20 protein-coding genes, 2 rRNA genes and 1 riboswitch are annotated in these 26,979 nt (G+C 61.0%); of the genes, 8 read left to right on the plus strand and 14 right to left on the minus strand.

Annotated elements, in window-relative coordinates; translation table 11 throughout:
* Window positions 1-120 precede the first annotated feature (120 nt).
* From EEB13_RS26755 to EEB13_RS26765, 3 genes are all read right to left on the minus strand, one after another.
* Window positions 121-1,809 (minus strand): flavin monoamine oxidase family protein, encoded by a 1,689-nt coding sequence (locus EEB13_RS26755; protein WP_045068264.1) that lies wholly within the window; start codon window positions 1,807-1,809, stop codon window positions 121-123.
* Window positions 1,806-2,642 carry a carbon-nitrogen hydrolase family protein gene (locus tag EEB13_RS26760; RefSeq protein ID WP_141486599.1) on the minus strand — a complete coding sequence of 279 codons (837 nt, stop codon included), beginning with the start codon at window positions 2,640-2,642 and terminating at the stop codon, window positions 1,806-1,808. The genes EEB13_RS26755 and EEB13_RS26760 overlap by 4 nt, the downstream gene beginning before the upstream one ends.
* A 113-nt stretch (window positions 2,643-2,755) precedes the next feature.
* A complete protein-coding gene (locus EEB13_RS26765; RefSeq protein ID WP_045069599.1) occupies window positions 2,756-3,379 on the minus strand; it encodes a helix-turn-helix domain-containing protein in 624 nt (207 codons plus the stop codon).
* 138 nt (window positions 3,380-3,517) lie between these two features.
* On the opposite strand from EEB13_RS26765, the gene speB reads away from it, so the two are divergent.
* Complete coding sequence (speB, locus tag EEB13_RS26770) at window positions 3,518-4,474, plus strand: agmatinase (protein ID WP_033236289.1); 957 nt, start codon at window positions 3,518-3,520, stop codon at window positions 4,472-4,474.
* On the opposite strand, the gene EEB13_RS26775 is transcribed toward speB, so the two are convergent.
* Window positions 4,438-5,142, minus strand: a complete 705-nt coding sequence (locus tag EEB13_RS26775) for a class I SAM-dependent methyltransferase (protein ID WP_052683568.1) — start codon at window positions 5,140-5,142, stop codon at window positions 4,438-4,440. The genes speB and EEB13_RS26775 overlap by 37 nt on opposite strands.
* Window positions 5,143-5,299: 157 nt before the next feature.
* Here EEB13_RS26775 and EEB13_RS26780 point away from each other — a divergent pair, with 157 nt between their 5' ends.
* Both EEB13_RS26780 and EEB13_RS26785 read left to right on the plus strand, forming a co-directional pair.
* A complete protein-coding gene (locus EEB13_RS26780; protein WP_033236287.1) occupies window positions 5,300-5,518 on the plus strand; it encodes a hypothetical protein in 219 nt (72 codons plus the stop codon).
* A gap of 220 nt (window positions 5,519-5,738) precedes the next feature.
* Window positions 5,739-6,158 (plus strand): hypothetical protein, encoded by a 420-nt coding sequence (locus EEB13_RS26785; protein WP_045068261.1) that lies wholly within the window; start codon window positions 5,739-5,741, stop codon window positions 6,156-6,158.
* A 63-nt stretch (window positions 6,159-6,221) separates the two neighbouring features.
* Here the strand turns inward: EEB13_RS26785 and EEB13_RS26790 are convergent, their stop codons facing one another.
* Window positions 6,222-7,220 (minus strand): alpha/beta hydrolase family protein, encoded by a 999-nt coding sequence (locus tag EEB13_RS26790; RefSeq protein WP_410055784.1) that lies wholly within the window; start codon window positions 7,218-7,220, stop codon window positions 6,222-6,224.
* Window positions 7,221-7,369: 149 nt separating this feature from the next.
* Here EEB13_RS26790 and EEB13_RS26795 point away from each other — a divergent pair, with 149 nt between their 5' ends.
* Window positions 7,370-8,248 carry a PaaX family transcriptional regulator C-terminal domain-containing protein gene (locus tag EEB13_RS26795; RefSeq protein ID WP_141486601.1) on the plus strand — a complete coding sequence of 293 codons (879 nt, stop codon included), beginning with the start codon at window positions 7,370-7,372 and terminating at the stop codon, window positions 8,246-8,248.
* Here the strand turns inward: EEB13_RS26795 and EEB13_RS26800 are convergent.
* Together EEB13_RS26800 and EEB13_RS26805 are read right to left on the minus strand one after the other, a co-directional pair.
* Entirely contained in the window at window positions 8,227-8,841 is a 615-nt protein-coding gene (locus EEB13_RS26800) for an LLM class flavin-dependent oxidoreductase (RefSeq protein WP_033236283.1), read from the minus strand. The genes EEB13_RS26795 and EEB13_RS26800 overlap by 22 nt on opposite strands.
* Before the next feature lie 130 nt (window positions 8,842-8,971).
* Complete coding sequence (locus EEB13_RS26805; RefSeq protein ID WP_033236282.1) at window positions 8,972-10,294, minus strand: aminotransferase class V-fold PLP-dependent enzyme; 1,323 nt, start codon at window positions 10,292-10,294, stop codon at window positions 8,972-8,974.
* Between the two features lie 54 nt (window positions 10,295-10,348).
* A riboswitch (SAM riboswitch) is annotated at window positions 10,349-10,463 on the minus strand.
* A gap of 542 nt (window positions 10,464-11,005) precedes the next feature.
* On the opposite strand from EEB13_RS26805, the gene EEB13_RS26810 reads away from it, so the two are divergent.
* From EEB13_RS26810 to EEB13_RS26820, 3 genes are all read left to right on the plus strand, one after another.
* Window positions 11,006-12,859 carry a BCCT family transporter gene (locus tag EEB13_RS26810; RefSeq protein WP_095888124.1) on the plus strand — a complete coding sequence of 618 codons (1,854 nt, stop codon included), beginning with the start codon at window positions 11,006-11,008 and terminating at the stop codon, window positions 12,857-12,859.
* Between the two features lie 94 nt (window positions 12,860-12,953).
* Window positions 12,954-16,871, plus strand: a complete 3,918-nt coding sequence (locus tag EEB13_RS26815; protein ID WP_116538774.1) for a Pls/PosA family non-ribosomal peptide synthetase — start codon at window positions 12,954-12,956, stop codon at window positions 16,869-16,871.
* Window positions 16,856-18,187: a M1 family metallopeptidase gene (locus EEB13_RS26820; protein ID WP_095888122.1), complete on the plus strand. Its 1,332-nt coding sequence runs from the start codon at window positions 16,856-16,858 to the stop codon at window positions 18,185-18,187. Before EEB13_RS26815 ends, EEB13_RS26820 begins: the two co-directional genes overlap by 16 nt.
* 18 nt (window positions 18,188-18,205) lie before the next feature.
* On the opposite strand, the gene EEB13_RS26825 is transcribed toward EEB13_RS26820, so the two are convergent.
* The 5 genes from EEB13_RS26825 to EEB13_RS26845 are packed head-to-tail and all read right to left on the minus strand — an operon-like array spanning window position 18,206 to window position 21,874.
* Window positions 18,206-18,610 (minus strand): DUF4259 domain-containing protein, encoded by a 405-nt coding sequence (locus tag EEB13_RS26825; protein ID WP_141486602.1) that lies wholly within the window; start codon window positions 18,608-18,610, stop codon window positions 18,206-18,208.
* Window positions 18,611-18,640: 30 nt separating this feature from the next.
* The gene (locus tag EEB13_RS26830; protein ID WP_045068247.1) at window positions 18,641-19,915 is read right to left on the minus strand and encodes an MFS transporter; all 1,275 of its coding nucleotides are present in this window, start codon (window positions 19,913-19,915) and stop codon (window positions 18,641-18,643) included.
* On the minus strand, window positions 19,915-20,559 hold the full coding sequence (locus EEB13_RS26835) for a GntR family transcriptional regulator (protein ID WP_092805972.1): 645 nt from the start codon (window positions 20,557-20,559) through the stop codon (window positions 19,915-19,917). Before EEB13_RS26835 ends, EEB13_RS26830 begins: the two co-directional genes overlap by 1 nt.
* A 34-nt stretch (window positions 20,560-20,593) precedes the next feature.
* Window positions 20,594-21,391: an SDR family NAD(P)-dependent oxidoreductase gene (locus tag EEB13_RS26840; protein ID WP_033236277.1), complete on the minus strand. Its 798-nt coding sequence runs from the start codon at window positions 21,389-21,391 to the stop codon at window positions 20,594-20,596.
* A gap of 27 nt (window positions 21,392-21,418) precedes the next feature.
* The gene (locus EEB13_RS26845) at window positions 21,419-21,874 is read right to left on the minus strand and encodes a carboxymuconolactone decarboxylase family protein (RefSeq protein WP_141486603.1); all 456 of its coding nucleotides are present in this window, start codon (window positions 21,872-21,874) and stop codon (window positions 21,419-21,421) included.
* Window positions 21,875-21,924: 50 nt separating this feature from the next.
* On the opposite strand from EEB13_RS26845, the gene EEB13_RS26850 reads away from it, so the two are divergent.
* The gene (locus EEB13_RS26850; RefSeq protein WP_141486604.1) at window positions 21,925-23,310 is read left to right on the plus strand and encodes a PLP-dependent aminotransferase family protein; all 1,386 of its coding nucleotides are present in this window, start codon (window positions 21,925-21,927) and stop codon (window positions 23,308-23,310) included.
* A 157-nt stretch (window positions 23,311-23,467) separates the two neighbouring features.
* Here EEB13_RS26850 and rrf read toward each other — a convergent pair.
* Both rrf and EEB13_RS26860 read right to left on the minus strand, forming a co-directional pair.
* A 5S ribosomal RNA gene (gene rrf / locus EEB13_RS26855) occupies window positions 23,468-23,584 on the minus strand.
* Window positions 23,585-23,746: 162 nt separating this feature from the next.
* Window positions 23,747-26,881: ribosomal RNA gene (locus EEB13_RS26860) — 23S ribosomal RNA — on the minus strand.
* Window positions 26,882-26,979: the final 98 nt, after the last annotated feature.

Below are 26,979 nucleotides of genomic sequence, written 5' to 3' on the forward strand. Positions count from 1 at the left end.
CCTGGAAAGTATTGGATCCGAACACTTTCCAGTGTTACGTGCATCACCGAATAAAGTTCGTGCCCGATAGGAGTACAAACCCTCCCCGGACACGACAATCCGGCAGTTGCAAATCTCGGGTCAGTCACCCAGCCGGATCGGCGCCAGATCCGCAAAGACGTCCCCAGGACCAGGATTCCCGGACGGCGTAGAACCGCCCAGATGGTGGACGACGCCCCACACTGCGTTGATCGCCGTCTGGATCGCTCCCTCGGCCCAGCCCGCCGTCCAGGAGATGTCATCGCCCGCGAGGAAGATTCCGCGATGACGCGGTTCCAGGTCACTTTGCACGAAGTGCGAGAACAGCCGCTCCTGGTACCGGTAATGCCCGGGCAGATTTGCCTTGAAGGCACCCATGAAGTCGCGTTCGGTTTCCCAGGACAGCGTGACCGGACTGGAGATGATGTGACTACGGAAATCGACGCCGGGGTAGATCTCTTCCAAGGAGCGCAACATGATCTCCATGCGCTCGGTAGCGTTCAGCGCCAACAACTTCAACGAATCATCCGACCACGTGTACGACAGACAGATCAGGCCGGGTTTCCCTTCCCCTTGATCGAGGAGGTACGTGCCGCGACTCATGCGGTCGGTCAGTGTCATAGACACCGAATCGCGACCGGTCTCGGGATCCTTGTCTTTCCAGAACGGACGATCGACAAGAACAAATACCTTGGTCGAGCCCATGTAATGGGTTCGCTCGATCGCAGTCCAGTGATCGATCGGGAACAGATCGTCGGCGCAGCGGATGTTGTTGAGAAGCATCCAGCTCTGCACAGTCACAATGGCACTCGCATATGTTCGGATGAAACCCTCGGCATCGACAACCGTGAACCGACACGGTTCGGTACGTCGCAGTTCAGTGACACGGGGCCGCGTTTTCCCGCCATTCAGCGAAGAAACCGTTGTGCCTGCCGGCCAGTGCCTCATCTGCGCGGGGGTTCGGTCCCACAGCCGCAACGGCAACTGCTGCGATCCACCGACGATGCCACGGTGATCGTCATCGGCTGCTGTGATGACCACACGAAGGATCTCGAGGATCGAATTGGGATAATCCGTATCCCAGCCGCCGGTACCAAATCCTACCTGCCCGAACACTTCCCGCATATGAAAGGACTTGAAGTGCTTCGACGCGGCGAGGAATCCGTAGAACGTCTGGTCGTCGTATCGCACCACCAACTCGTTCCAGATCCGCTTGATCTCAGCGGTATCGCGGTCCCGAATTGCCTGCTGCATGGGAATCAAATCGGCGTAGTCTTCCAGAGTGCGTGCCCACGCCTGTGCGACCTCGGTGAAGATCGGCGGCAAATCCTCGAGTGTGTGCGCATAGTGGCTTTCGCCCTTGAGGTCGATGACGGTACTCGGGGTCACCTCCGCCAGCGGGTTGGCGAACTCCTGGGTCTCTAGCGCCATCTCGTCGAGGTAATGGAAGAGCGTTGTCGACGACGGCGGGAATCGCATCGCACCCATCTCCGCGACTACGCCCGGGTAGCCGTCGAATTCGACCGAGCGCATTCGGCCGCCAATCTGATCTGCCTCGTAGACAACCGGTTTGAGTCCGATTCTGAGCAGCTCGTACGCCGCGATCATGCCGGCAAGCCCGCCGCCGATCACCGCGATTTCGGTACCGAACGCGACGTCGGGCACCGATCCCAACCCAGCCGGGTCGGCAACGTAATCGTCGTAGGCAAAGGGGAAGTCGGGGCCGAACATCGTCAGCGGAGGCAACGGCCCCGGCTCGGAGGAACTGTCCGGAGCTACGGGAACGGTCATCGGCGGCCCTCTCGCTGGGAGCGATAGTCGGGATACAGATCGAGTCGACGATCATCGAGATGTGTATTGAGCGAACGTGATCGAGTGACAACCGCGGCGGAGATATCGGTAAGAATCAGTTCCTGCGCGGCACCCGCTCGGGCCAGTTCCCTACCGGTCGGATCGATCGCACACGACAACCCGCAATAGGTGAGTTCGGACTCCGAACCACAGCGATTGACGTAGGTCACAAACATCTGGCTCTCGTAGGCACGAGCCGGAACAACTTGCTGTGCAATGTGTTCGTACGGAGCCATCAGTCCGGTGGGCACGATCAACCACTGGGTTCCGGCATCAGCATGGGCACGAACAGCTTCGGGGAATTCGACGTCGTAACAGATCAACAGACCACACCGGATTCCGTCGAGATCGAATCCGATAACCAAAGTGTCACCTGGCACAAAATTCTCACGATCGAGCGCCCCGAAGAGATGCGTCTTGCGGTAGTTGGCAAGCGAGAGGCCGTTGCGCCCTACTACCTGCACGCTGTTGTAGACATCGCTGCCGGAGAGTTCGGGATAGCCGTAGACAATGGTGATTCCGGTGCTGATCGCGACCGCCGCAATCGCGTCGAAGATCGGTCCGTCCGCCGGTTCCGCGCGCGTTCCGACCAGTCCACCGATGTTGTATCCCGTTGCGGACATCTCCGGCGTCACCAGGATGGATGCCCCCGACGCCGCCACTGCGCGTGCTGCGGCCCCGATCGCCTCCACATTGCACTCCACCGACGCAATGGCATCTTTCGACGTGAGCGGGCCTTGAAACAGTCCGACGCGGAGGGAATCGACCTTCATCGTGCGCTCCTCGAGAAGTTCCGTGACGTCAGTATGCGACGGGGACGACTACAAAGGGTGATCGGCAACGCCCAATCTGTCAACTAGAGTTTCCTAAAATTCAACCTGGGAAATCAGGCGGGAACGCGTGGACCCTCAGGCAAAGCCGGATTCAACACCCACAGAACCTTGGCCTGCACGGTGCCCTCAGCCGAGAAACTGTGGTTGTGACGCGGAGCAAAGGTGAACGAATCCCCCACTTGGAGGACCACGTCCTCCGCGTCGACGGACTCACTTTCCGGGTCGGTTCTCCCGCCCTCGAACGACACCCGCAAACCACCTTCGAGGACGTGAACGAAGTTCACATCGGCCGGCAGACTGTAGTACTCCCGCCCACTTCCCCCACCGGGTTCGATTTCGCTCATCAGCACCTGGATGCGACGCTCATTCGACGGCGTGAGCAGGAATTCCGCCATCTTTTCGCCGCCAAAGCTGATCTGTGGCCTAGCGTCGGCGCGGACCACCTCGCCTGCTGTCGCGTTCTCGAACAGCGAGCCGACCGGGATCTCCAGTGCAGCGCACACATTGATCAGGGTCGCCACCGACGCGTTGACGTGATCGCGCTCGAGTTTCGACAGATATCCCTTGGTCACTCCGCACGAAGCGGCCAGGTCGTCGAGGGTCAACCGCTTCGACTGACGGGCAGCCTTGAGCCTGGCCCCGATCTGCGGCCCACCAGGCTCCGAACTGTCCTTCATCTTCACCACGCGGTAACTCCTTCAACACAATCTGTCCCCTATAGGAAACAAGAGTTGACAAATAGGCTTCTTGAAGAAACCATACTTGCACAGAGAGCTACATCACCGATGTGCCGTTCACAAGCAGGGACCCCACACATGGCCACCAACGACGCCGGATCATTCATCGGACCAGTCGACGCGACTCGAGTCCCCCGATACGCCGAACCAACCACCTTTGCGCGCCTGCCGCGCCTAGACGAGGTGTCGCGCGCCGACGTGACCATCCTGGGAATCCCCTTCGACTCAGGGGTCAGCTACCGTCCCGGCGCGCGCTTCGGCCCTGGTCACATCCGCGCTGCGTCGAAGTTGTTGCGTCCGTACAACCCGGCTTTGAAGGTCTCCCCCTTCGCCAACCAGCAGGTTGCCGACTTCGGCGACATCGGCGTCAATCCCTTCGACATCCAGGAAGCGTTGACGACGATTCAATCCGCGGTCACCGACCTGCGCGCCGACGGCTCCTCGGTGCTCACGCTCGGTGGCGACCACACCATCGCGCTGCCGATCCTGCGATCACTCGCACGCGATCACGGACCCATCGCCGTGCTGCACTTCGATGCCCACCTCGATACGTGGGACACCTATTTCGGCCAACCCTTCACGCACGGAACACCTTTCCGCCGCGCCAGCGAAGAGGGCCTCATCGATATGGAGCGCTCACAGCACATCGGCATCCGCGGACCGCTCTACAGCGAGAAGGACCTCGAGGACGACCGAGTGCTCGGCTTCCAGGTGATTCGCAGCGACGATTACGAGGTCGACGGCGTCGCCAGCATCGTCGAGCGCATGCGTAAGCGCCTCGACGGTGGCCCGGTGTACGTCTCCGTCGACATCGACGTACTCGATCCCGCCCACGCTCCGGGTACCGGAACACCGGAAGCGGGCGGCATGACGTCGCGCGAATTGCTGAACACACTGCGAGGTTTGGTAGGCCTCAACGTGGTCGGCGCCGACATCGTCGAGGTCGCGCCGGCATACGACCACGCCGAGATCACCGGTATCGCAGCGGCTCACGTCGCTTACGAGCTGCTGTCGGTACTCGCACTCAATCGCTGAAGCAGCACAACGGTATCCGTGGTGTGATGCATCTCGGGGTTCGCGGGAAGATCGCGCTCCCGCGACTCCGAGACCAACACCTTCCACCCATCCGTGAACAGCGACTCCACGTAGTCCGGGGTATGCAGCATTGCTCGATGGTGCTCCGTCGGCGACTCGTGGGGCGAGTGGCCGACAATCAGCAGATGACCACCCGGTGCAACCAGTTCACCGAGAGCTCGGAACAGTTCCCCGCGTGCGGGTTCGAGCATGTGGAAGAACTGCGCGGACACCAGATCAAACGAACGGCCCTGCGGATCCCACTTGGTCAGGTCTGCTTCCAGCCACTCGATATCAACGCCAGAGCCCTCGACGTGGGCCTTAGCGCGACTGAGCGCCACCGACGAAATATCCGTGCCCGTGACCTTCCACCCGCGGCGTGCCAACCACAGAGCGTCGGCGCCCTCGCCGCAGCCGACGTCGAGTGCGGTACCCGGTGCGAGGTCGGAAGCCTCGGCGATCAACTGCGGGTTGGGGTTTCCGCTCCACCGTGCTGGGCGTTCCTCATACAGCGAGTTCCAGAATTGGGCATCCGCCTTGGCATACGGGTTCTCGGTCGCGTCAGCGTGGTTGTCGTGGTTCTGGTGTGCGTGGTCATGGTGTTCGGGGTCATGGTGTTCGTGGCTCATGCATTCCAGGATGAGTAATCTCCACGGTTGGTGCAACGTTCCTTGCCGAAACAGCAAATGACGCCTACGCGACTCGGACTGCGTCCCGCTTCGCGTTTGTCTCAGAGAAGTCGGAGTCGGCCTCGCCCGCCGCGTCACACCCACAGAGAACGGATTTATGGCATGCTCCGCTGGACCGGCACTCGTTCGATTCTCGGGAAAGGACCTCGCGATAGCCGCTCCTCGCGCTGATGTCGCCCTTGCCGTCGCGGCCGCGACGGTCCTCGGTGTTGGTATCGGAGTCCTTCTCACCGACGTTCTTGCGGGCCTCGCTGTCGGCCTTGGCGCTGCGGTCTTGTTCCGTTTTGCGCTTCGGATGATCAATACCCGCAGGTGACGGCTGCGGAATAACTTCCAGGACCCGGTCGTTGTACTGGCTGTCGGTGTTCGGTTCTTTGCCCCGGGTACCACCCCAGAAATGCCGCTTCGAGCGGCCACTTGCCGAGAGGCGCAAGGCGGGCACTGACACTTGCGAAGCCGTCGACACCATCAGGTGCCGACGGTTTCCTAGTTTCCAGGCCCACCGGCGGTCAGACAGATGTGAGAATATGCGGCGTATGTCTGCCATCACCGATTACTTCGCAGCCCCCTCGGATGCCGCCGCAGCCACCGCATTGGACGACGGGCCGATCGACCCTGTGCAAGCCAAGCGTGTCGACCCGATCGTCTCCCTCAGTCGCCTCGAGTCGGTGCTCACCGGCAAGGCATATGACGAGATCACAGCCGGACCCAGGCGAGGATCGTTGGTTGCTGTCAACGACGACGGCGACGCCTACGTCCTGACCGTCGCCGACGAACTACGGGATGCGCTAGCCGGTTTGGATGCCGAAGGTGTGATGGCAGCGGCTCGCGCCTGGGCAATCGACGAGACGATCGAACCTTCCGAAGATTCCGTGCCGTTTCTCACTGAGCTTGCCGAACTGGCAACCGGGGCACTACACCGCGGCGACCGCATCTACTGCCACATGGTCATCTGAGCGTATGTACGAGGACGGAACCGTCCGGATCGACGAGCACGGCATCACAGTCCGTCACTTCACTCAGCCCTGAATTCCCGCCAAGAATGCGGTTTGATCCGCCAGATACCCGGGCGCGAAGAGCGAACGAGGAGCAAGGACGGCCACCAGGGTCGACATCAGTTCGGAGTCTTCGAGGTTCTTTTCCACCAGCGAATGAGTCGCTTCAGGGTACTTCTTGACCACCAATTGCCCTGGTGAGTCGAGCAATTCGCGATACACCGATTCCGTATCTGCCACGTCGACGTTCACGTCATGTCCGCCGAGAATCAAGAGCACCGGAACATCCACGGTTTCGAGATCGGCTCGGGCATCAGACCGATAGTTTTTCCGGATGAAGTTCCAGCGATCTTCGGTGAGACCGTCAGCCTCACCGGACACCACGAGATCGTCGAACGACGCGTCCCTGGCCAACTGTTCCAAATTCTTCGCTCGGTCGGCCCGGGCCTTCCCGAACTCGTCGGCCGACGCATTCCGTTCGGAAAGCTCTGCACGAGTATTGAATTCACCTTGCTCTAGCCAGTTGATCGCGGGACCCACAGCAATGACGAACGCGATGTCCGAATCGAGGTTTACCACCTTGGGCATCACCCAGCCTGCCTGACTTGCACCCCACAGGCCGATGCGAGCCGGATCGATATCCGAGCGTCCCCGCGCCCACTCGATCGCCGCTTCTGTCTCCGCGGCTCGATCATCCATGCTCTGATCCAGCCAATTGCCCGGCGCCCCGTTGACCCCCGGTTTGTCCCACGAAAGTGACGCGTAGCCTGCCTGCGCGAACGACTCCCAGAGCGGCCGGTAGAAGGTCTCGTGTGTTGCATCGATCGGTCCGTCTCCGTGGACAAAAACCACGAGCCCGAAGGGACCGTCACCGCGATCGGGAAGTGCCAGGACTCCCTGAAGCGGCGCCAATCCCCCGGTGATCGTCACTTTTTCCTCACGGATGTCGTAGGTGTTTTGGTACAGGGTCCAGCCGACTAGACCAATGATCAGTAGAACGACCACCCCCAGAGAAGTGATCACCCACCTGCGTAAACGTGGGATGTTCGTCCTCTCGCTCACCGATTGCACCGCCATCTCCCCGCCCTAACGTACGAATGTCAAACGATCGTTTCTAATTGGATAGTACAGTTAGGGGCGAAGATGTCGATAAGAAAAGAAAGGGCCGGGCAATGACCGACACAGCTGTCGACGTACCCACGCGGATTCTGATCGAGGGACTTCTGCGCGCAGACGGAACTGTCGACGGGCACACCCTGTATGCCACCGCCGGCGCCCTCGACATGACGGACCAGCAGGTTCGACTGTGCATCAAGCGGTTGGTCGCCGAGGGAAAGTTCACACAGGAGGGGCGTGGGCGCAAGGCCACGCTGCGGGCAACCGCGAAAGCCGTGCGGGAGATGGAACCCGACGTCGAGTTCGTTCGGCTCGCCTTTCAACAAGATCGAGGCACCGAGGCGCCGTGGGATGGGCGCTGGCATGTGGTGGGATTCGCAATTCCGGAGTCGTCGCGGAAAGCGCGAGATGCACTGCGCACCAGGGTGACCTATCTCGGTGGAGCCCTGGTGCAGGGCGGCTTGTACGTCTCGCCGCACGCGTGGGAACCCTATGTTCTCGATGCGGCCGCCCAACTCGACGTCGAACAGTATCTGTCTTCGCTTACCACTCGCGATCTGAAAGTGGGCACCCTCGAAGACCCGTCGAAGATTGCCGCACAATTGTGGCCGCTGGATCAGATCGTGGCCGGATACGATCAGCTACTGAACGTGGCGACCTCGCGCCTGCAAAAACTGCGGAACACCTCAGCCTTCACTGCCACCGACGCCGTCACGATGACCGTCGAACTCGCGGCTGAATTCACGCGAGCAATGGAACCCGATCCGCTCCTGCCACCGGAACTACTGCCCACCAACTGGATCGGCAAGAGAGCGCGGTCGATCACTGCGCAGTGCTGGACACTTCTGGCGCAGGTGGACGGCGCCGACCAACTACCCTCGCTGTTCCACCTGTACGCAGATGCAATCGGTGATCAGGACGCGAGAGTGCGCTGACGCTGGGGCAATCCGAAGCGACCGAGAACTTCGTCGACAGCGGTGGCCGGAGTCACCAATCCCCGCGACTGCAGCCACGGAATGGTTTCGCCGACAAGATGTTCGAGGGTTCGAGGCAACGACAACGGGAGCAAAGTCACACCGTCTGCGACGTCGGCAGCTCGAATATCGGCAATCAAACTGCCGAGCCCGGACGGCGTACCGACGTAATGCAGCGACGCCGGGACTCGCGGGACGTTCAGCGCACTGTCCAACTGCGCCAACTCTTTACGCGCGGCCCGTGCTTCCGGAGCGATCAGAACTTCGAGATCGACCAACACTGCAACAGAGTCGGGATCGCGGCCGTCCTCGGCGATCGCTGCACGAATCTGGGCGCGCTGAGCCTGCGCATCGCGCAGGTCGCTGGCCCGGATACGAATGACATTGACAGGGAAGGCCGTCAGATCGAGAAGGGTGTCACCTTCGGTGAGATCCACCCAGTAATCCGCGCCGATGAGCGGAAGGTTTCCGGGAGCTCCTTCGGCAGCGGGGTGGTGGCCGAATCCGGTGAGTTCAACAGCTACATGCAGGGAATGAGATGCGATAGAAGACATGTGTTTCTCCGAAAGTATGGAGGGAGGGGTGAGCGCGAGACGATCGTCAGCTCGTACACATTCCAAACGTCGCAGTTGTCATGTCTGCCATGTTAGTTGCCTATTTCGATCAGTGCATCCGGATGTGGGCTCAGACGCATTCGGCCGCGCCGGCGTCGCCTGCGGTGCCACCAAGGAAAGTGCGGGTCTCGGGCACGGGATTCCATGCACCGGCGGTCTTTTCGTAGTTCCAATCACGCTGATTCGAAACCAGGATGCTCACGGCGTTGATCAGGCGGGTGACGTCGTCGGAGCTGCTGCCCAACCCGAGGCTGGCGCGCACGGCACCGCCGGACAGGCCGAGACGTGAGAGCAGCGGGTGCGCGCAGAAGCGTCCGTCGCGGACGCCGATGCCGTGTTCTGCGGAGAGGAATGCGGCAACCTCGCCGGCCTCGTAGCCGTCGACCGTGAAGGTGACGATTCCGACGGCGTCGGGAGCATCGGCCCACAACCGGAGCAAGTTGACGCCGGCGATGGCGGCCAGTCCGTCGGTCAGCTGAGCGGTGAGCGCCTTCTCGTGCTCCGAGATGGCGTCGAAGTCGAGCGCGGTCAGTGCGTCGCAGGCTGCGGCGATTGCAGCAGCACCGAGGACGTTGGGCGAACCGGCCTCGTGACGGGCGGGAGCACAGGCCCACTCGGTGGATTCCAGCGTCACCTCACGGACAGCGCCGCCACCGGCGAGGTACGGCTTGGCCTCGTCGAGCCAGTCGCGGCGACCGACGAGGACGCCGGCACCGAACGGTGCGTACAGCTTGTGACCCGAGAACGCGAGGTAGTCGACTCCGCATTCCTGCAGATCGATACGACGATGGGGAGCCAACTGAGCGGCGTCGACGAGGATGCGTGCACCACAACGATGTGCAATGTCCGCGAGGCGTGCGATCGGCAGGATCTCGCCGGTCACGTTGGACGCTCCCGTGATGGCGAGGAGCGCGGCGGGCTTGGTGCACAGTTCCGCGATCAGGCGCTCGATGGTCTCTTCGACGGTATCGGCGGCCGTGACGATGCGAGCGTCGTTCCAGGGCAACAGGTTTGCGTGATGCTCGACGTCGAGAACGACGGTGCTGCCCGGCACGGACTGAGCGAGAAGATTGAGCGAGTCCGTGGTGTTGCGGGTGAAGACGACAACCTGATCGTCAGCGCAGTTCACGAAGCGAGCAACCGATTCGCGAGCGTTCTCGTAGGTCAGCGTGGAGATGCGGGAGGCGTATCCGGCACCACGGTGGACGCTGGCGTACGTGGGAAGAAGTTCTGCAATGCGGTCGGTGACCTGGGCCAATGCCGGCGCGCTCGCTGCGTAGTCGAAGTTCGCGTAGGAACACTCGCCACCCTGGACCAGGGGAACCTGTAGGTCGGCACCAGAAACCTTGGCAATGGGAGCGGTGCAGGTATCGGCACTCAGAACAGCAGTCATCGAAGACAATCCTCACGTTCAAGGACTCATTCGTTCGGGTGATGTCCCCGGAAGAGTCCGCGCTTGCCGAATCCGTTTTCGGATACAGCCGGGTCGTCACCCGGAGCACCCCACCGCGGAGGAGGGTTGCCGACCAGCAAGCCGGGGCTGAACACTGGTACTCGTGACCTGCAAACGAGAATGGCAGGAGTCAACCGGCTTGTCAACCCCAACGCGGAACACGCTCTCGACTCCGACAAATCGCCCGACATCTCTTCGTGGTGACCACCATCACGGTAACGTTTCGGCCTCCGTGGCACCGCAACCTTCCGAGGAGCATTCACGGGCCATAAGCGCTTGACCTACAGAATCATTCACCGAGTTTGACAAATACGATTCGTTCCGAATCTCGCAATGACCCTTCATTCCTTGTATTCCAGAGAGATTCGAACAGATTTCGAGCAAACGATTGCGAGAATCCTTAAACAGCAACAAAATACAGATCGATAGTCGAACAAGACCGGCAGATTCGTCAACACTGCACCATCTTTCATTCATTTGAGTCGACAGAACTGCGCAGCTACGTTGAATTGCAAAGCAATAGCCCGGTCTTTACTGCGATGGTGCGAGCGCATGCCCACCTACGTGACCTGTGGCCGCCGTACGAGGGCTGAGCGCGTCGACGATGTCGCCGGAGTGCGACAAGAACGCTGAACTGTATGAAGGAGCGAGATGACTGCGGTCAAAAACGCGTGGAGGGGACTACGGAAACCCGTATTCGTCCCGGCATCGATAGTGATCTTCGGGTTGATCGCCTTTGCTGTGATCTACTCCGGGACCGCGTCCGACGCCTTCCAGAGCCTCAACAACGCCATCACCGATGGTGTCGGCTGGTGGTACATCCTGTCTGCCACCGGATTTGTGGTCTTTGCGCTCTACTGCGCGATCAGCCGGATCGGCAACATCAGACTCGGCCGCGACGACGAACAACCCGAGTTCGGCATGATGTCCTGGTTTGCCATGCTCTTCAGTGCAGGCATGGGCATCGGTCTGGTGTTTTACGGAGTGGCAGAACCACTTTCGCACTACGTGGACCCGCCGGTCGCGGGCCGGGTAGCAGGATCGACCGACGCGGCCGCAAATCAGGCAATGGAACTGACGATGTTCCACTGGGGCCTGCACGCGTGGGCAATCTACGTTGTCGTCGGCCTCGGACTGGCGTACATGACCTACCGCAAGGGTCGCCCGCTGTCGATCCGCTGGCTCCTCGAACCCCTACTCGGACGCGCCCGCATCGAGGGCAAGATCGGGCACGCCATCGACGTCGTCGCGATCGTCGGCACCCTGTTCGGCGTCGCTACCTCGCTCGGATTCGGTGTTCAGCAGATTACCGCCGGCCTCGACTACCTCGGCTGGGTGGAGACCGACAACTGGTTGGTCATCGCCATCATCGTGATCGTGACGGGTATGGCTACCTTCTCCGTGGTCTCCGGCGTCACCAAGGGACTGAAGTGGCTCTCCAACATCAACATGATCCTGGCCGCGGTTCTGGCTCTGTTCGTGCTGATCCTCGGCCCCACGCTGTTCCTCCTGCAGTCCTGGGTGCAGAACCTCGGCGGCTACGTTCAGGCTCTTCCGGAACTGATGCTGCGCACCTCACCGTTTGCCGACGACGGCTGGGCCGGCGCGTGGACGATCTTCTACTGGGGATGGTGGATGAGTTGGGCGCCGTTTGTCGGCATGTTCATCGCCCGCATTTCGCGTGGACGCACCATCCGTGAATTTGTGTTCGGTGTTCTGCTCGCGCCCACACTCGTCGGTTCGCTGTGGTTCACGATCTTCGGCAACTCCGGCATCCTGCGTCAGCGCAACGAGGGCACCATGCTCGACGCGTCCGGCGCCGTCGATACCAACACGTCACTGTTCACGCTGCTCGACGGTCTTCCGCTCGGCACTATCTCGAGTGTTCTCGCGATCGTTGTCATCGTGTTCTTCTTCGTGACGTCGGCCGACTCGGGTTCGATCGTCATCGACATTCTCGCGACGGGCGGCAATCTCGAGACATCCAAGATCACCCGGGTCTACTGGACCTTCCTGTCCGGCGCCGCCGCAGCTGTTCTGCTCCTGGTCGGCGGCAGTGGATCACTGACCGCCCTGCAAACCGTGGCTATCGCGACGGCGGTTCCGTTCTCGATCATCATGGTGCTGGCGTGCCTGTCGATGCTCAAGGCGTTCCGATACGAGGTTGCCGCGGCTCCCCGGTACTTGCGGATCTCGACCACCAACAGCTCGGTCGACGTGCCACAACCGTCGACCAAGCGATTGCGCGACCTGAACATCTCGTCGAGCTTCGCCGGGCTGACGCCGTCGCAATCAGGAATCACCACTGATCCGAGTGACACCCACATGTTCGTCGCAGTCCACGAAGTCCCGCAGCACGCGGTCAACATCAACCCGGATACCGGCGTCGTCGACATCTCCGCAGATTCTCGTGCCGTCGATCCGCTGGGCGGCGAGGTATTCGACACTCCGGAGTTCGCCGATTCGGCTGAAGGGCACCTGCAGAGCGTCACAAACTCGGAATAAGCGCCGCGTCGGCATGTTGCATTAGGCAGAACTGTTCACCAACTCGCAAACTTGTCATGAGATAACAACTCGACAGGTCGCACGACTGAGATTCATGAGCAGAACAGGATCAACGGGTTTGCCACTCCAGCCGCACGCGGAAACGGAATCGTCTTTCGGGATTCCGTCCGTATTTCTCCGCTCGACGCAGGCACCTGCGCCGCGCACCCTCATCGACATCGTGCGGGCATCCGCGCAGGCCAACCCCGAAGCACCTGCCATCGACGACGGTGAGACGACGCTGTCGTACGCCGAACTGCTGGGCGAAATCGAACAGGGCGCGCGCTGGCTCGCCGATGCCGGAGTCGGCGCGGGTGATCGCGTCGGCATCCGGATGCCGTCCGGTTCGCGTTCGCTGTACGTGGCAATCCTGTCGATCCTCGCGGCCGGCGCCGCCTACGTACCCGTCGACGCCGATGATCCGGAAGAGCGCGCCGAACTCGTTTTCGGTGAAGCCCAGGTAGCCGCGATCATCACGGGTGACGGCATCGGGCCTGGCACGGCACCGAAGCGGCTGGAGCACCCACCCGTGCGCGATCCCCTGCCCGAAGACGACGCCTGGATCATCTTCACCTCCGGGTCCACCGGCACACCCAAGGGCGTCGCCGTCACCCACCTCAATGCCGCAGCATTTGTCGACGCCGAGGCCCGCATGTTCCTTCAGGACGAGCCGATCGGGCCCGGTGACCGTGTTCTCGCGGGACTATCCGTCGCCTTCGACGCGTCGTGTGAGGAAATGTGGCTCGCGTGGCGTCATGCCGCCTGCCTGGTTCCCGCACCGCGATCACTCGTGCGCAGTGGCATGGACCTCGGGCCGTGGCTGGTCTCCCGCGACGTCAGCATCGTCTCCACTGTTCCCACGTTGGCGTCGTTGTGGCCGGCCGAGGCCCTCGAAGCTGTCCGCCTCCTGATCTTCGGCGGTGAAGCCTGCCCGCCCGAGTTGGCCGAACGCCTGGCCGTCGAAGGCCGCGAGGTGTGGAACACGTACGGACCGACCGAAGCGACGGTTGTTGCGTGCGGGGCTTTGATGGACGGCAAGAGTCCCGTCAGCATCGGTCTCCCCCTCGACGGCTGGGACCTCGCAGTCGTCGACGCTCAGAACAACCCCGTCGCAGTCGGGGAGGTGGGCGAACTGGTGATCGGTGGCGTCGGCCTCGCCCGCTATCTCGACCCGGCAAAAGACGCCGAGAAGTACGCGTCGATGCCCTCACTCGGTTGGGAGCGTGCCTATCGCAGTGGCGACCTCGTCCGACTCGAGCTCGAGGGGCTCATGTTCCAGGGCCGGGCCGACGATCAGGTCAAGCTCGGTGGCCGACGGATCGAACTCGGCGAGGTCGACAACGCGCTGCAGAACCTTCCCGGTGTCAGTGGTGCCGCAGCCGCGGTCAAGAAGACTGCGGCCGGAAACCAAATACTCGTGGGATACATCGCGAGTACCGACCCCGATTTCGACCTCAAGGCCGCACACGCGACGCTCAGCGAACAGTTGCCGGCAGCGCTCGTCCCGCGTCTGGCGTTGATGGACGAACTCCCGACACGCACCTCCGGCAAAGTCGACCGCAACGCTCTCCCATGGCCCCTGCCCGGCGCCGGCGAAGATGCCGGAGCCGCACTCGGACTCGACGGAACCGCGGCCTGGGTCGCGGGACTGTGGGGTTCCATCCTCGGCGCCCAGATCACCGGCCTCGACAACGATTTCTTCGAAGTGGGCGGCGGATCACTCTCCGCGGCCCAGCTGGTGACGGCACTACGCGAACGCTTCCCCGAGGTCACCGTCGCCCAGCTTTACGATCATCCACGGTTGGGGTCCCTGGCCGAATACCTCGACGAATTGGCTCCTACGGAAACCGTCGAACCACGTATCGTCACGCCCACGCCTCTGAAAACCCAACTGGCTCAGGTTGCGGCAACGGTTCCGATCACGACCCTCGCCGGTCTCCAGTGGGTTACCTGGATCGCGATCGCGAACAACGTTCTCGCGTGGTTCGTCGACGTCAGCTGGGCGCCGACGGTCTCGTGGTGGTGGATTCTGTTGGCGTTCCTCGTCTTCATCACGCCGATCGGCCGTATGACCATCGCGGTGATCGGCACCCGAGCCCTGCTGCGCAACCTACAGCCGGGCACCTACCCGCGCGGCGGCAGTGAACACATGCGACTGTGGATCGCCCAGCGACTCACCGAAGCCAGTGGCGCAGCAAATCTTTCGGGCGCACCGTGGATGTTGTACTACGCGCGAGCCCTCGGAGCCGACATCGGCCACGGCGTCGACCTGCACACGTTGCCGCCCGTCACCGGCATGCTCGAACTCGGCGACGGGTGCTCCGTCGAACCCGAAGTCGACCTGTCCGGTCACTGGATCGACGGCGATCTCATTCATATCGGCGAGATCAAGATCGGGGCCGGTGCTTCTATCGGATCGCGTTCCACACTTCTGCCCGGTGCCCGTGTCGGACGCGGCGCCGTCGTCGAACCCGGATCAGCTGTGTTCGGCCGGGTGAAAGCCAATCAGCAGTGGGCAGGTTCGCCAGCCACCAAGGTCGGCAAAGCGAATCATCCTTGGCCGTCGGAACATCCGAAGCGCGCCCCCGGCTGGGTTCCGGTGTACGGCATCACGTCCGTCTTCCTTGCCGGTGTCCCGATCTTTGCTCTCGTGGCCGGAATCGTGTTGATCGGTTGGTGGATTCGCAACACCGAAACCCTCGGTAGCGCAATTGCCCAGTCGCTCATCATGCTTCCCTTCGCGACGATTCTGAGCCTGCTGGTCTTTGCCGTCATCACGCTAGTCTCAGTACGCCTGTTGTCGATCGGATTGACCGAGGGATACCACCCCGTCCGCAGCCGGATCGGCTGGCAGGTCTGGGCCACCGAGCGTCTGCTCGACTCCGCCCGCACCTTCCTCTTCCCGCTGTACGCCAGCCTGCTCACGCCCGGCTGGTTGCGCCTTCTCGGCGCCAAGATCGGCAAGAACGTCGAAGCGTCCACCGTCCTGCTCCTTCCCAAGTTCACGACCGTCGCAGACGGCGCGTTCCTCGCCGACGACACCATGGTCGCCAGCTACGGGCTCGGCGGCGGCTGGATGCACATCGAGCACGCCAAGATCGGCAAGCGCGCATTCCTCGGCAACTCCGGAATGACCGCCCCCGGCCGACGCGTCCCCAAGAACGGGCTTGTTGCGGTGTTGTCCGCGACGCCGTCGAAGGCGAAGTCCGGATCCTCCTGGCTCGGTAGCCCGCCCGTGCGCCTGCGTCGTGCAGTCGGAGACACCGACGCTGCCCGCACCTTCAATCCCCCGACGCGTCTCAAGATCGCCCGCGGCGTCGTGGAAACCTGCCGACTCATCCCCGTCATGGTCACCTTCGGCATCGGCCTTGGCGTGCTGTTTGCACTCGAAGCCCTCGCCGGAGCCGTCGGATTCTGGTTTGCCGCCCTGCTGAGCGGCGTCGTCCTGCTGATCGCGGGCGCCGTTGCCGGGACGATCACCGTCGCGGCCAAGTGGCTTGTCGTCGGCAAGATCAAGAAGGTGGAGCATCCACTCTGGAGTTCCTTCGTCTGGCGCAACGAGGTTGCTGACGCCTTTGTCGAGACTGTTGCCGCTCCCTGGTTCGCACGAGCAGCAACTGGCACTGCCGTACTGAACATTTTCTTGCGCGGACTCGGCGCCAAAATAGGCAAAGGGGTTTGGTGCGAGTCGTACTGGCTACCCGAAGCAGATCTCGTGACTTTGGGTGACGGGGCAACCGTCGAACGGGGGTGCGTCGTGCAAACTCACCTCTTCCATGATCGGATTATGGCCATGGACACCGTCACCTTGGGAGCAGGAGCAACGCTGGGACCACACTGTGTCGCGCTACCCGCAGCCGGAATCGGCGCAGGCGCAACCGTCGGACCTGCATCATTGGTCATGCGAGGTGACACCGTTCCGCCGTCGACCCGGTGGCAGGGCAACCCCATTGCCCCATGGGCGGCTTCGTGAAGCCGAACAAGATGCTCGACGAGCCGATCGATCCGTACCTGCCGCAGAACGGCAACCGCGGATATCGCGTATCCCGGTACGAATTGGAACTGACCTACAAGGTTTTCAGTAACCGTCTGGCCGGCAAAGCCGTCATCACCGCCGTCACCACCGAGAACCGATCCAAGTTCAGCTTCGATCTTGCCCAGAACCTGCAGGTGTCCAAGGTGTCGGTCAACGGCGCCCGCGGCGCCAAGTACTCCCGCCAGAACAACAAGCTGATCGTCACGCCCGGCACCAAGATTCCCGCCGGCGGAGCGCTCTCGGTCACCGTTCAGTACACCGGAAATCCCGAACCCATCAAAGGTCTCTGGGGTGAAGTCGGCTGGGAAGAACTCACCGAAGGAACCCTCGTCGCCAGCCAGCCCAACGGGGCCGCGTCGTGGTTCCCGTGCGACGACCACCCCAGTTCCAAAGCGTCGTACCGCATTTCGATCACCACCGATTCACCGTTCTACGCACTCGCCAACGGCGCATTGGTGCGCAAGCAAACCCGCGCCAGCGCAACCACCTGGGTGTACGAGCAGACCGAGCCCATGGCCACCTACTTGGCGACCATTCAGATCGGGCAGTACGAGCATCGGCAGGTCAGCTCCGGCCGGGTCCCGATCTTCGCGGTTCATCCACCCCGGTTGCACAACGAGTTCGACGTCGACTTCTCACGCCAGCCGCAAATGCTCGACGTCTTCGGCAAACTGTTCGGCCCGTACCCCTTTGCCGACTACACCGCCGTGGTCACCGACGACGAACTCGAGATTCCCATCGAAGCACAGGGGCTCTCGATTTTCGGCGCCAATCACTGCACCGGCCGACGCGGCTCCGAACGCCTTGTCGCACACGAGTTGGCACACCAGTGGTTCGGCAACAGCCTCACGATCGGCGCGTGGTGCGACATCTGGCTACACGAAGGTTTTGCCTGTTACGCGGAGTGGATCTGGTCCGAGAACTCTGGTGGCCCGTCGTCCGAAGCCCTTGCGGCCAACGCTTATCAAGGACTGATGCGCAAGCCTCAGGATCTCATCCTCGGCAATCCCGGGCCGGCCATGATGTTCGACGATCGAATCTACAAACGCGGCGCACTTACCCTGCACACTTTGCGCGGGGTTCTGGGAGACGACAAGTTCTTCGAGCTCCTCCGTCAGTGGACTACCAAGCACCGCCACAGCACTGTCAGCACCGAGCAGTTCACAGATCTGGCATCACGATTCACCGACATCCCGCTGCGTCCACTGTGGGACGCGTGGCTCAATCAGAAACCCCTACCTCGCCGGACCTGAGTCATCGATCGGTCCACCTCAGCTCAGGGTTTTGAGGCTCTCCAACCTTTTCAGGATCGGCGCCCGCCATTCCTCGACATCTTCCGGACCGTTCTCGGCCCACAACTCGTAGAGTTCGGAAGTTTCGGGGTCGGCAATCGTGCGCTCGAGTGTCGCGAGAATCCATTCGCGCTGCTCCGGGGTCAAGGACGCGGTGTAGGCAACGGCATCGATACCGTCGAGTTGCTCAGGGGCCGGCAGGAGTCCATGTGCCACCGCAACAATCTCAGCGATCGCGATTGCTGCCTGCGAATCATCCACCTCGACGTACTCGTCGTCGACATGGCTGGTGAAATCGGCGATGTCGAACTCACCGGCCCGAACCGCCACAAGCAAATCGCCGGCCGCGTCGTTTTCGAACGGTCCCGAACCCCAAGTCCCCATTGAGTATTCCTCCTGATTCGTGGGCCAGGCTCAGCCCGCCTTGACCATAGCCGATTCATCCGCCGGGAGATGCGACCGGGATTTGAACAGTACGAGTACGAGGCAGGCCGCAGCTGCCGCAGAGCCGAACAACAGGGTTGCCGTATAGCTCAGCGCCGGAATGCTTTCCGACAGCATCGCCAAGACCGCCGGAACCGCGAACCCGATGTAGGTGATCGAGTAGAACACCGCAGTCAGGCCGGCGAGGTCATCCGGCCCGGCTATGCGCTGAATCTCGAGCAGGCCGGACACCAACGCCATTCCGTACCCGCAGCCCAGGATCGCAGCCGCGACAATCGCGGCGGCAACTGTCAGCGTCGACGCCACCAAGGCCGCTGCAGCCATTCCGATTACCAGGAACACCAGCGCGACGACGGCGCCACGTGCACTGCTGTTCGTGTCGATCTTGCGTCCGAGGGACTGGATCGCAAATCCGCAGGCCAAGGCAACAACACAGAGGAACGCCGAGAAGGCGACCGGCGCATTGCCACTGTGGCCGGTCATCAGCGCGGGGATGACTGCGTACCCGACACTTGCTGCTCCGAACACCCACGGCGCCAACGGAACAACTACGTACAGGAATCGGCGATGACCTGCCGACGGAATCTTCAGGTCGTCGATCAACCGTCGACGCTCGGTCTTCGGTTGCGCGGCGCGAGTCTCAGGTGCGCGCCACAAGGCAACTCCCGCAAGCACAGTGATCACGATATGCAAGACATAAGCCAACGCGCTGGGCAGTGGCGCCCACTGTGCCAACACGCCGGCGAAGCCCGCACCCAACGCAAAACCGGCGGTCAAACTCATCGCGGCACGCCTGGCACCCGAGCCCTCGGTGGCATCCGGATCCCAAGGAGCTGCAGATAGTTCCTTCACCCAGGAACCGCCGACGGCCATGCCGATTCCCAGCGCGATACCGCAGAGAATACGTCCGACAATCAGGACGGCTGCGGAATCTGCTCCGAAAGCCAGCAGCGTCGAGCCTGCGATCGCGATGAACGGGGCCGGGAGCATGATCGGGCGTCGACCCAGCCGATCGGACAGCGGGCCACCGAGCAAGAGCGCAGGAACGATCCCTACTACGTAGGCAAAGAGGAAGAAGTCGACCATCACGGGCGAATAGCCGTGGTCGATTCGGTACATCACCAACAGCGGTGTGAATTCGTTGCCGCCCCAGGCAACTGCGAACATACTGGCGGCAACCATGAGCCAGGCTCGGGCAGAACGGTTTTCCGTTGACCTGTTCGACAACAGGGTTTCGACGCTCATCACAGGCCCCCGCGCAGTCCGAGACCATGAACACGACGCATATGCGCCAGCACCGCGTCGTTGTATGCATCGGCATCGCCGGCCTCGACAAGGCTGACCAGTTCGGCATGGTCTTCGAGAATCCTGGGGAGCTTGCCGGGGTCGAGCGAGATCGATCGTGCCGTCATGCGCCGCTGTCGATCCCGCAGACCGGCGTAGAAGGTATCGAGCAGAGGGTTGTCACCCGCAGCAACGATCATCTTATGGAAATCTGCGTCGGCGGCGCTGAATGCTGCGACGTCGCCGCCGTCGGCTAGCTCGCGCTGCTCGGCCATGCTCGCCTGCAAAGCTGCAATCAGTCCGCTGCGAGCCTGCGGTCGGTCAGCTACAACACGCACACTCTGCGTCTCTACCAGTTGCCGCGCCGCGACCACATGCTCGGCCTCGCCGTCCGCCACGGGGACGATCAATGCACCCTTCTTCGGGTACAGGCGCATCCACCCTTCGGCTTCGAGCCGCAGAAACGCCTCACGCACGGGAGTACGACTGCACTCCATTCGACTGGCGATCTCGCCCTCGCTGATGAGCTCACCACCGGGTAACTCCCCGGACAGGATGAGTTCCTTCACTTCGCGGAATACCGACTCCGCAGTGGAATGCAACATAGACACAAGATGTATTTATACTCTTCCGTGCAGGTCAGTAGTACACCGGCCCCGGAATACCGCCGCCGACAGCAACCGCGTCACCCGTGATCGCGACGCTGCGCGGCGACGCCAGGAACGTGACGACGTCGGCCACCTCGGCGGCGTCGACGATCTTGCGAATCGAGTTGGTGGCAATCCCCGCTTCCACCTCGGCGAGCGATTGCCCCGTCAGATTTATCTCGTCTTCGATCCGTGCATTCAGTCGTTCGGTTCGAGTCACTCCAGGATGAACCACCGTTACATTGATTCCACTGGGGCCCAACTCGTCGGCCAAGTTCTTCGTCAGCGCCGAGACACTGACGTTGCGCACCGTATGCGCAATCGAGGTGGCGGTACGCGCGCCCAGGCCACTGATGTTGATGATCCTGCCCCAGCCCTGCGCCACCATGTGCGGGGCGACTGCCCGGGCCGTACGGAGATAGCCGAGAACCTTCACCTCGACTTCTCCCCGCACGACATCATCGGTCGTCGACCAGAAATCCGTTGGCCTTCCAGCGCTCCACGGGGTTGCCGCAGAGTTGACCAGAATGTCGACGCCACCCAACGTCGCGACAACCTCACGTACCGCCGCCTGAATTGCGTCGTCGTCTCGCGTATCGGCGGCCACACCGATTGCTCGAATCCCGAACTCCGACGCCAGTTCTCGGGCCGTGTCGGTCACTGACTGTTCTGTTCGGGCAAGTATCGCGAGATCGACGCCTTCCTCGGCTAAACCTCTGGCGATCGCAAGCCCGATCCCCTTGCTACCACCAGCAACAATTGCGCGTTTTCCCGAAAGTCGAAGATCCATGCCGCGAGACTATCCACACGAGGGGAATCAGTCCCGGACAGGCGGTGCCATACGCGAAGTGACGGCAATGCGGTTCCATACATTGATGGTCAAGATGACACTGATGAGCTGAGCCAGCTCGGCGTCGGCAAAGTGCTCAGCCGCTTCGTTGTACACGGCGTCGGGGACAAACCCGTCGGTGAGAACTGTGACGGCCTCCGTCAATGCGAGGGCTGCGCGCTCCTTGTCGGAGTAGAGATCCCGGGCTTCCTCCCAGGCGTTCAGCAGGTACAGCTTCTGCTCCGTCACGCCGGCTTTGCGCGCATCACGTGTGTGCATGTCCAAGCACCACGCACAATGATTCAACTGCGACGCACGCGTCAGCATCAACTCGACCAGTGTCGGATCCAGGCCCTTACGTGCAGCACTGTCCAGCGCGACCATGGCCTTGTAAACGTCGGGTGCCAGCTGTGCGATGTTGAGTCGTTGCCCTGTTGTTGTCATACCTAGAACGATAATCTCGCAATGCCCCTCGAACATGGTTCAATTTGCGAGTGAATTCGTGGGCCAATCTCGGTTTCGATCTGCACATCGAACTGCCGCACGGCGTCGGCGTCAAAGCAGCGCTTCTGCAGGCACTTCGCGACGCGATCGACGGCGGTGTCTTGAAGCCTGGCACCAGACTCCCGCCGTCACGCACTCTTGCACACGACCTCGGCATAGCGCGAAACACCGTGGCCGATTGCTACGCCGAACTCGCCGCAGCCGGGTGGCTCGCGACACGTCAGGGCTCCGGCACCGTCGTCGCCTCGCTCGCGGACTCCCGCAATGACGCGGCCCCCGCACCATCGACAGTGCGCTTCACACACAGTTTGATGCCCGGATCGCCTGACATATCAGCTTTTCCTCGTTCTGCCTGGATTTCGTCTGCCCGACGGGCTTTAACCGCAGCACCTAACGACGCGTTTGGCGCCACCGACCCCCGAGGTCGCGTCGAACTTCGCAACGCCCTCTCCGGATACCTGGGCCGAACCAGAGGGGTGCGGGTAGACCCGAATCGAATAGTGGTCAGCGCCGGTTCAGGTCACGGGATCGCGCTTCTAGCCCGCACCCTCGGCGGAACATTTGCAGTGGATGCTTACAGTCTTCATCTACACCGGAAGTTACTGATCGACGAGGGCGTACGAACCGTTCCTATCGCGGTTGACGAATCAGGCACGTGCACAGACGAATTGGCATCCACTACCGCCGGAGCCGCACTTCTGACGCCGACGCACCAGTTTCCACTCGGCGGACCGCTCACACCCGCACGACGGGCAACTGCCGTCGAATGGGCGTCGAGCACTGGCGGAGTAGTACTGGAAGACGACTACGACGGTGAATTCCGTTACGACAGAAAGCCCGTCGGCGCACTACAGGGGATCGCCCCACAACACGTCGCCTACCTCGGAACCGCGAGCAAGACGCTCTCGCCGGCCATTCGTATCGGCTGGATGGTGTTGCCGGACAGATTGATCGAACCCGTGCTCGCAGTCAAAGGGCCGTACGAGCGTTGGGTCAGTTCAACCGATCAGCTGACGCTGGCAGACTTCATCGAGTCAGGACGGTTCGACACTCACATTCGGAAGATGCGGGTTTCCTACCGACGACGACGCGATCAGCTGGTTGCGATCCTCTCTGCGCGAGTACCCGAAGTTCGGGTCGAGGGGATCTCCGCGGGACTTCATGCCGTAGTTCGATTGCCCCGTGGCAGCGAACAAGCAGTAATGGCTGCCGCGAATTCGCGCGGCCTCGGCCTTGAAGGGCTGTCAACATTCCGGCACCCCGACGCGTCTTCCGCCGGCTCTGACGGCATCGTTGTCGGATACAGCACACCCTCGCCGTCCCAGTACCCTCGGGCACTCGAAATGCTCTGCGAGACATTGGAATCAGCGCTGTAACAGCGTCCGGTTCGCCTCGATTGCCCCGCCCGTGATGGTGCGAACGGTACGTTCGGTCGATCCGAGGCGACGGGTGTACCGTTCGCTCGATCCCGGGGGGGTGTTTCGGGGACACGAAAAAGCCCCCCAACAATGTTGGGGGGCTTTCTCAAGTTGTGTTCGGCGGTGTCCTACTCTCCCACACCCTGTCGAGTGCAGTACCATCGGCGCTGAAGGGCTTAGCTTCCGGGTTCGGAATGGGACCGGGCGTTTCCCCTTCGCTATGACCGCCGTAACTCTATGAAACTGTCACAGTAACCTCACCTTGTCGATCACCATGTGTTTCACCACCCGTCAACACCAATGTTTCTGGTGTTGGGGGATGGAGAAAACAAGGTTCTCTCAAAAGGTATCTGTGTGTTGTTTCAGATACCGCACAGTGGACGCGTAGCTTCTTTGTGGTAAGTCCTCGGCCTATTAGTACCAGTCACCTGCATACATTACTGTACTTCCAGTTCTGGCCTATCAACCCGGTGGTCTGCCGGGGGCCTTACCCCCTCGAGGGGGTGAGAAACCTCATCTTGGAACAGGCTTCCCGCTTAGATGCTTTCAGCGGTTATCCCTTCCGAACGTAGCTAACCAGCGGTGCTCCTGGCGGAACAACTGGCACACCAGAGGTTCGTCCGTCCCGGTCCTCTCGTACTAGGGACAGCCTTCCTCAAGTTTCTTACGCGCGCGGCGGATAGAGACCGAACTGTCTCACGACGTTCTAAACCCAGCTCGCGTGCCGCTTTAATGGGCGAACAGCCCAACCCTTGGGACCTACTCCAGCCCCAGGATGCGACGAGCCGACATCGAGGTGCCAAACCATCCCGTCGATATGGACTCTTGGGGAAGATCAGCCTGTTATCCCCGGGGTACCTTTTATCCGTTGAGCGACACCGCTTCCACTTGCCGGTGCCGGATCACTAGTCCCGACTTTCGTCCCTGCTCGACCTGTCAGTCTCACAGTCAAGCTCCCTTGTGCACTTGCACTCGACACCTGATTGCCAACCAGGCTGAGGGAACCTTTGGGCGCCTCCGTTACATTTTGGGAGGCAACCGCCCCAGTTAAACTACCCACCAGGCACTGTCCCTGAACCAGATCATGGTCCGAGGTTAGAGGTCCAATTCGATCAGAGTGGTATTTCAACAACGACTCCACGATAACTGGCGTCACCGTTTCACAGTCTCCCACCTATCCTACACAAACCGAACCGAACACCAATACCAAGCTGTAGTGAAGGTCCCGGGGTCTTTTCGTCCTGCCGCGCGTAACGAGCATCTTTACTCGTAATGCAATTTCGCCGAGTCTACGGTTGAGACAGCTGAGAAGTCGTTACGCCATTCGTGCAGGTCGGAACTTACCCGACAAGGAATTTCGCTACCTTAGGATGGTTATAGTTACCACCGCCGTTTACTGGGGCTTAAATTCTCAGCTTCGCTCCGAAGAACTAACCGGTCCTCTTAACCTTCCAGCACCGGGCAGGCGTCAGTCCGTATACATCGTCTTACGACTTCGCACGGACCTGTGTTTTTAGTAAACAGTCGCTTCTCACTGGTCTCTGCGGCCCCACCCAGCTCAGACAGTAAATGTCGTCACCAGACAGGGCCCCCCTTCTCCCGAAGTTACGGGGGCATTTTGCCGAGTTCCTTAACCATAGTTATCTCGATCGCCTTAGTATTCTCTACCTGACCACCTGTGTCGGTTTGGGGTACGGGCCGTGTGAAAGCTCGCTAGAGGCTTTTCTCGGCAGCATAGGATCACTGAATTCGCCTCAATCGGCTACGCATCACGTCTCAGGCTTAATGCGACCCGGATTTGCCTAGGTCACGCCCTACACGCTTACACCGGTATTACCACTGACCGGCCCAGCTACCTTCCTGCGTCACCCCATCGCTTGGCTACTACCAGATCAGGTCCCGTGCATCCACCAACTCGAGACCCGAAGGTCTTCTCGTGGCTTCAGGACGGTTAGTATCACTGATTCACCATGGGCGCGTTCACACGGGTACGGGAATATCAACCCGTTGTCCATCGGCTACGCCTGTCGGCCTCGTCTTAGGTCCCGACTCACCCTGGGCGGATTAACCTGGCCCAGGAACCCTTGGTCATTCGGCGGACGAGTTTCTCACTCGTCTTTCGCTACTCATGCCTGCATTCTCACTCGTGTGGCCTCCACGGCTAGGTCACCCTGCCGCTTCCATGGCCACACGACGCTCCCCTACCCATCCACACACCTGCCAGAAAATCCTTGGATCAACTGGGGGCTATTGCGTGAATGCCGCAGCTTCGGTGGTGTACTTGAGCCCCGCTACATTGTCGGCGCAGGATCACTTGACCAGTGAGCTATTACGCACTCTTTCAAGGGTGGCTGCTTCTAAGCCAACCTCCTGGTTGTCTTCGCGACCCCACATCCTTTTCCACTTAGTACACGCTTAGGGACCTTAGCTGGCGATCTGGGCTGTTTCCCTCTCGACTACGAACCTTATCGCCCGCAGTCTCACTGCCGCGCTCTCACTCACCGGCATTCGGAGTTTGGCTGATTTCGGTAAGCTTGTGGGCCCCCTAGACCATCCAGTAGCTCTACCTCCGGTGAGAAACACGCGACGCTGCACCTAAATGCATTTCGGGGAGAACCAGCTATCACGGAGTTTGATTGGCCTTTCACCCCTACCCACAACTCATCCCCTCAGTTTTCAACCTAAGTGGGTTCGGTCCTCCACGACGTCTTACCGTCGCTTCAACCTGGCCATGGGTAGATCACTCCGCTTCGGGTCTAGAGCATGCCACTATGATCGCCCTATTCGGACTCGCTTTCGCTACGGCTACCCCACACGGGTTAACCTCGCGACATGCCACTAACTCGCAGGCTCATTCTTCAAAAGGCACGCCATCACCCCCAACAGACAAGTCTGTTCGAAGGCTCTGACGGATTGTAAGCGCACGGTTTCAGGTACTATTTCACTCCCCTCCCGGGGTACTTTTCACCTTTCCCTCACGGTACTAGTCCGCTATCGGTCACCAGGGAGTATTCAGGCTTATCGGGTGGTCCCGACAGATTCACACCAGATTTCACGGGCCCGGTGCTACTTGGGTTTCCATTACAACAGTCACAAAGTTTTCGTGTACGGGATTCTCACCCTCTACGACAGGCCGTTCCAGACCACTTCCACTAACCTCATGATTTCTTACTGTTGGCCAACACGGCAGTATTGACAAAATGAACCCCACAACCCCACGAATGCAACACCTGCCGGCTATCACACACCCATGGTTTAGCCTCTTCCGCTTTCGCTCGCCACTACTCACGGAATCACGGTTGTTTTCTCTTCCTGTGGGTACTGAGATGTTTCACTTCCCCACGTTCCCTCCACACGCCCTATATATTCAGGCGCGGGTAACACGACATCACTCGTGCTGGGTTTCCCCATTCGGACATCCTCGGATCACAGCTCGGTTGACAGCTCCCCGAGGCTTATCGCAGCCTCCTACGTCCTTCATCGGCTCCTGGTGCCAAGGCATCCACCGTACGCTCTTCATTACTTACAACAAAGATGCTCGCGTCCACTGTGCAGTTCTCAAACAACACACAAACAACCACCTCACGCAGACACCAACCGAAACCACCAACCCCTAAAGGCGATAAT

This window comes from Rhodococcus sp. WS3, from assembly GCF_003797085.1.
Taxonomy (GTDB): Bacteria; Actinomycetota; Actinomycetes; order Mycobacteriales; family Mycobacteriaceae; genus Rhodococcus_F; species Rhodococcus_F globerula.

Excerpts from the sequence above, each read along its gene's own strand:
- EEB13_RS26780 (WP_033236287.1), top strand. The coding sequence starts at position 5,300 with ATGGCATGCTCCGCTGGACCGGCACTCGTTCGATTCTCGGGAAAGGAC.
- EEB13_RS26765 (WP_045069599.1), bottom strand. The coding sequence starts at position 3,379 with ATGAAGGACAGTTCGGAGCCTGGTGGGCCGCAGATCGGGGCCAGGCTC.
- EEB13_RS26785 (WP_045068261.1), top strand. The coding sequence starts at position 5,739 with ATGTCTGCCATCACCGATTACTTCGCAGCCCCCTCGGATGCCGCCGCA.
- EEB13_RS26800 (WP_033236283.1), bottom strand. The coding sequence starts at position 8,841 with ATGTCTTCTATCGCATCTCATTCCCTGCATGTAGCTGTTGAACTCACC.
- EEB13_RS26830 (WP_045068247.1), bottom strand. The coding sequence starts at position 19,915 with ATGAGCGTCGAAACCCTGTTGTCGAACAGGTCAACGGAAAACCGTTCT.
- EEB13_RS26795 (WP_141486601.1), top strand. The coding sequence starts at position 7,370 with ATGACCGACACAGCTGTCGACGTACCCACGCGGATTCTGATCGAGGGA.
- EEB13_RS26825 (WP_141486602.1), bottom strand. The coding sequence starts at position 18,610 with ATGGGGACTTGGGGTTCGGGACCGTTCGAAAACGACGCGGCCGGCGAT.
- EEB13_RS26840 (WP_033236277.1), bottom strand. The coding sequence starts at position 21,391 with ATGGATCTTCGACTTTCGGGAAAACGCGCAATTGTTGCTGGTGGTAGC.
- EEB13_RS26845 (WP_141486603.1), bottom strand. The coding sequence starts at position 21,874 with ATGACAACAACAGGGCAACGACTCAACATCGCACAGCTGGCACCCGAC.
- EEB13_RS26760 (WP_141486599.1), bottom strand. The coding sequence starts at position 2,642 with ATGAAGGTCGATTCCCTCCGCGTCGGACTGTTTCAAGGCCCGCTCACG.
- EEB13_RS26805 (WP_033236282.1), bottom strand. The coding sequence starts at position 10,294 with ATGACTGCTGTTCTGAGTGCCGATACCTGCACCGCTCCCATTGCCAAG.
- EEB13_RS26775 (WP_052683568.1), bottom strand. The coding sequence starts at position 5,142 with ATGAGCCACGAACACCATGACCCCGAACACCATGACCACGCACACCAG.
- EEB13_RS26835 (WP_092805972.1), bottom strand. The coding sequence starts at position 20,559 with ATGTTGCATTCCACTGCGGAGTCGGTATTCCGCGAAGTGAAGGAACTC.
- EEB13_RS26820 (WP_095888122.1), top strand. The coding sequence starts at position 16,856 with ATGGGCGGCTTCGTGAAGCCGAACAAGATGCTCGACGAGCCGATCGAT.
- speB (WP_033236289.1), top strand. The coding sequence starts at position 3,518 with ATGGCCACCAACGACGCCGGATCATTCATCGGACCAGTCGACGCGACT.
- EEB13_RS26755 (WP_045068264.1), bottom strand. The coding sequence starts at position 1,809 with ATGACCGTTCCCGTAGCTCCGGACAGTTCCTCCGAGCCGGGGCCGTTG.
- EEB13_RS26815 (WP_116538774.1), top strand. The coding sequence starts at position 12,954 with ATGAGCAGAACAGGATCAACGGGTTTGCCACTCCAGCCGCACGCGGAA.
- EEB13_RS26810 (WP_095888124.1), top strand. The coding sequence starts at position 11,006 with ATGACTGCGGTCAAAAACGCGTGGAGGGGACTACGGAAACCCGTATTC.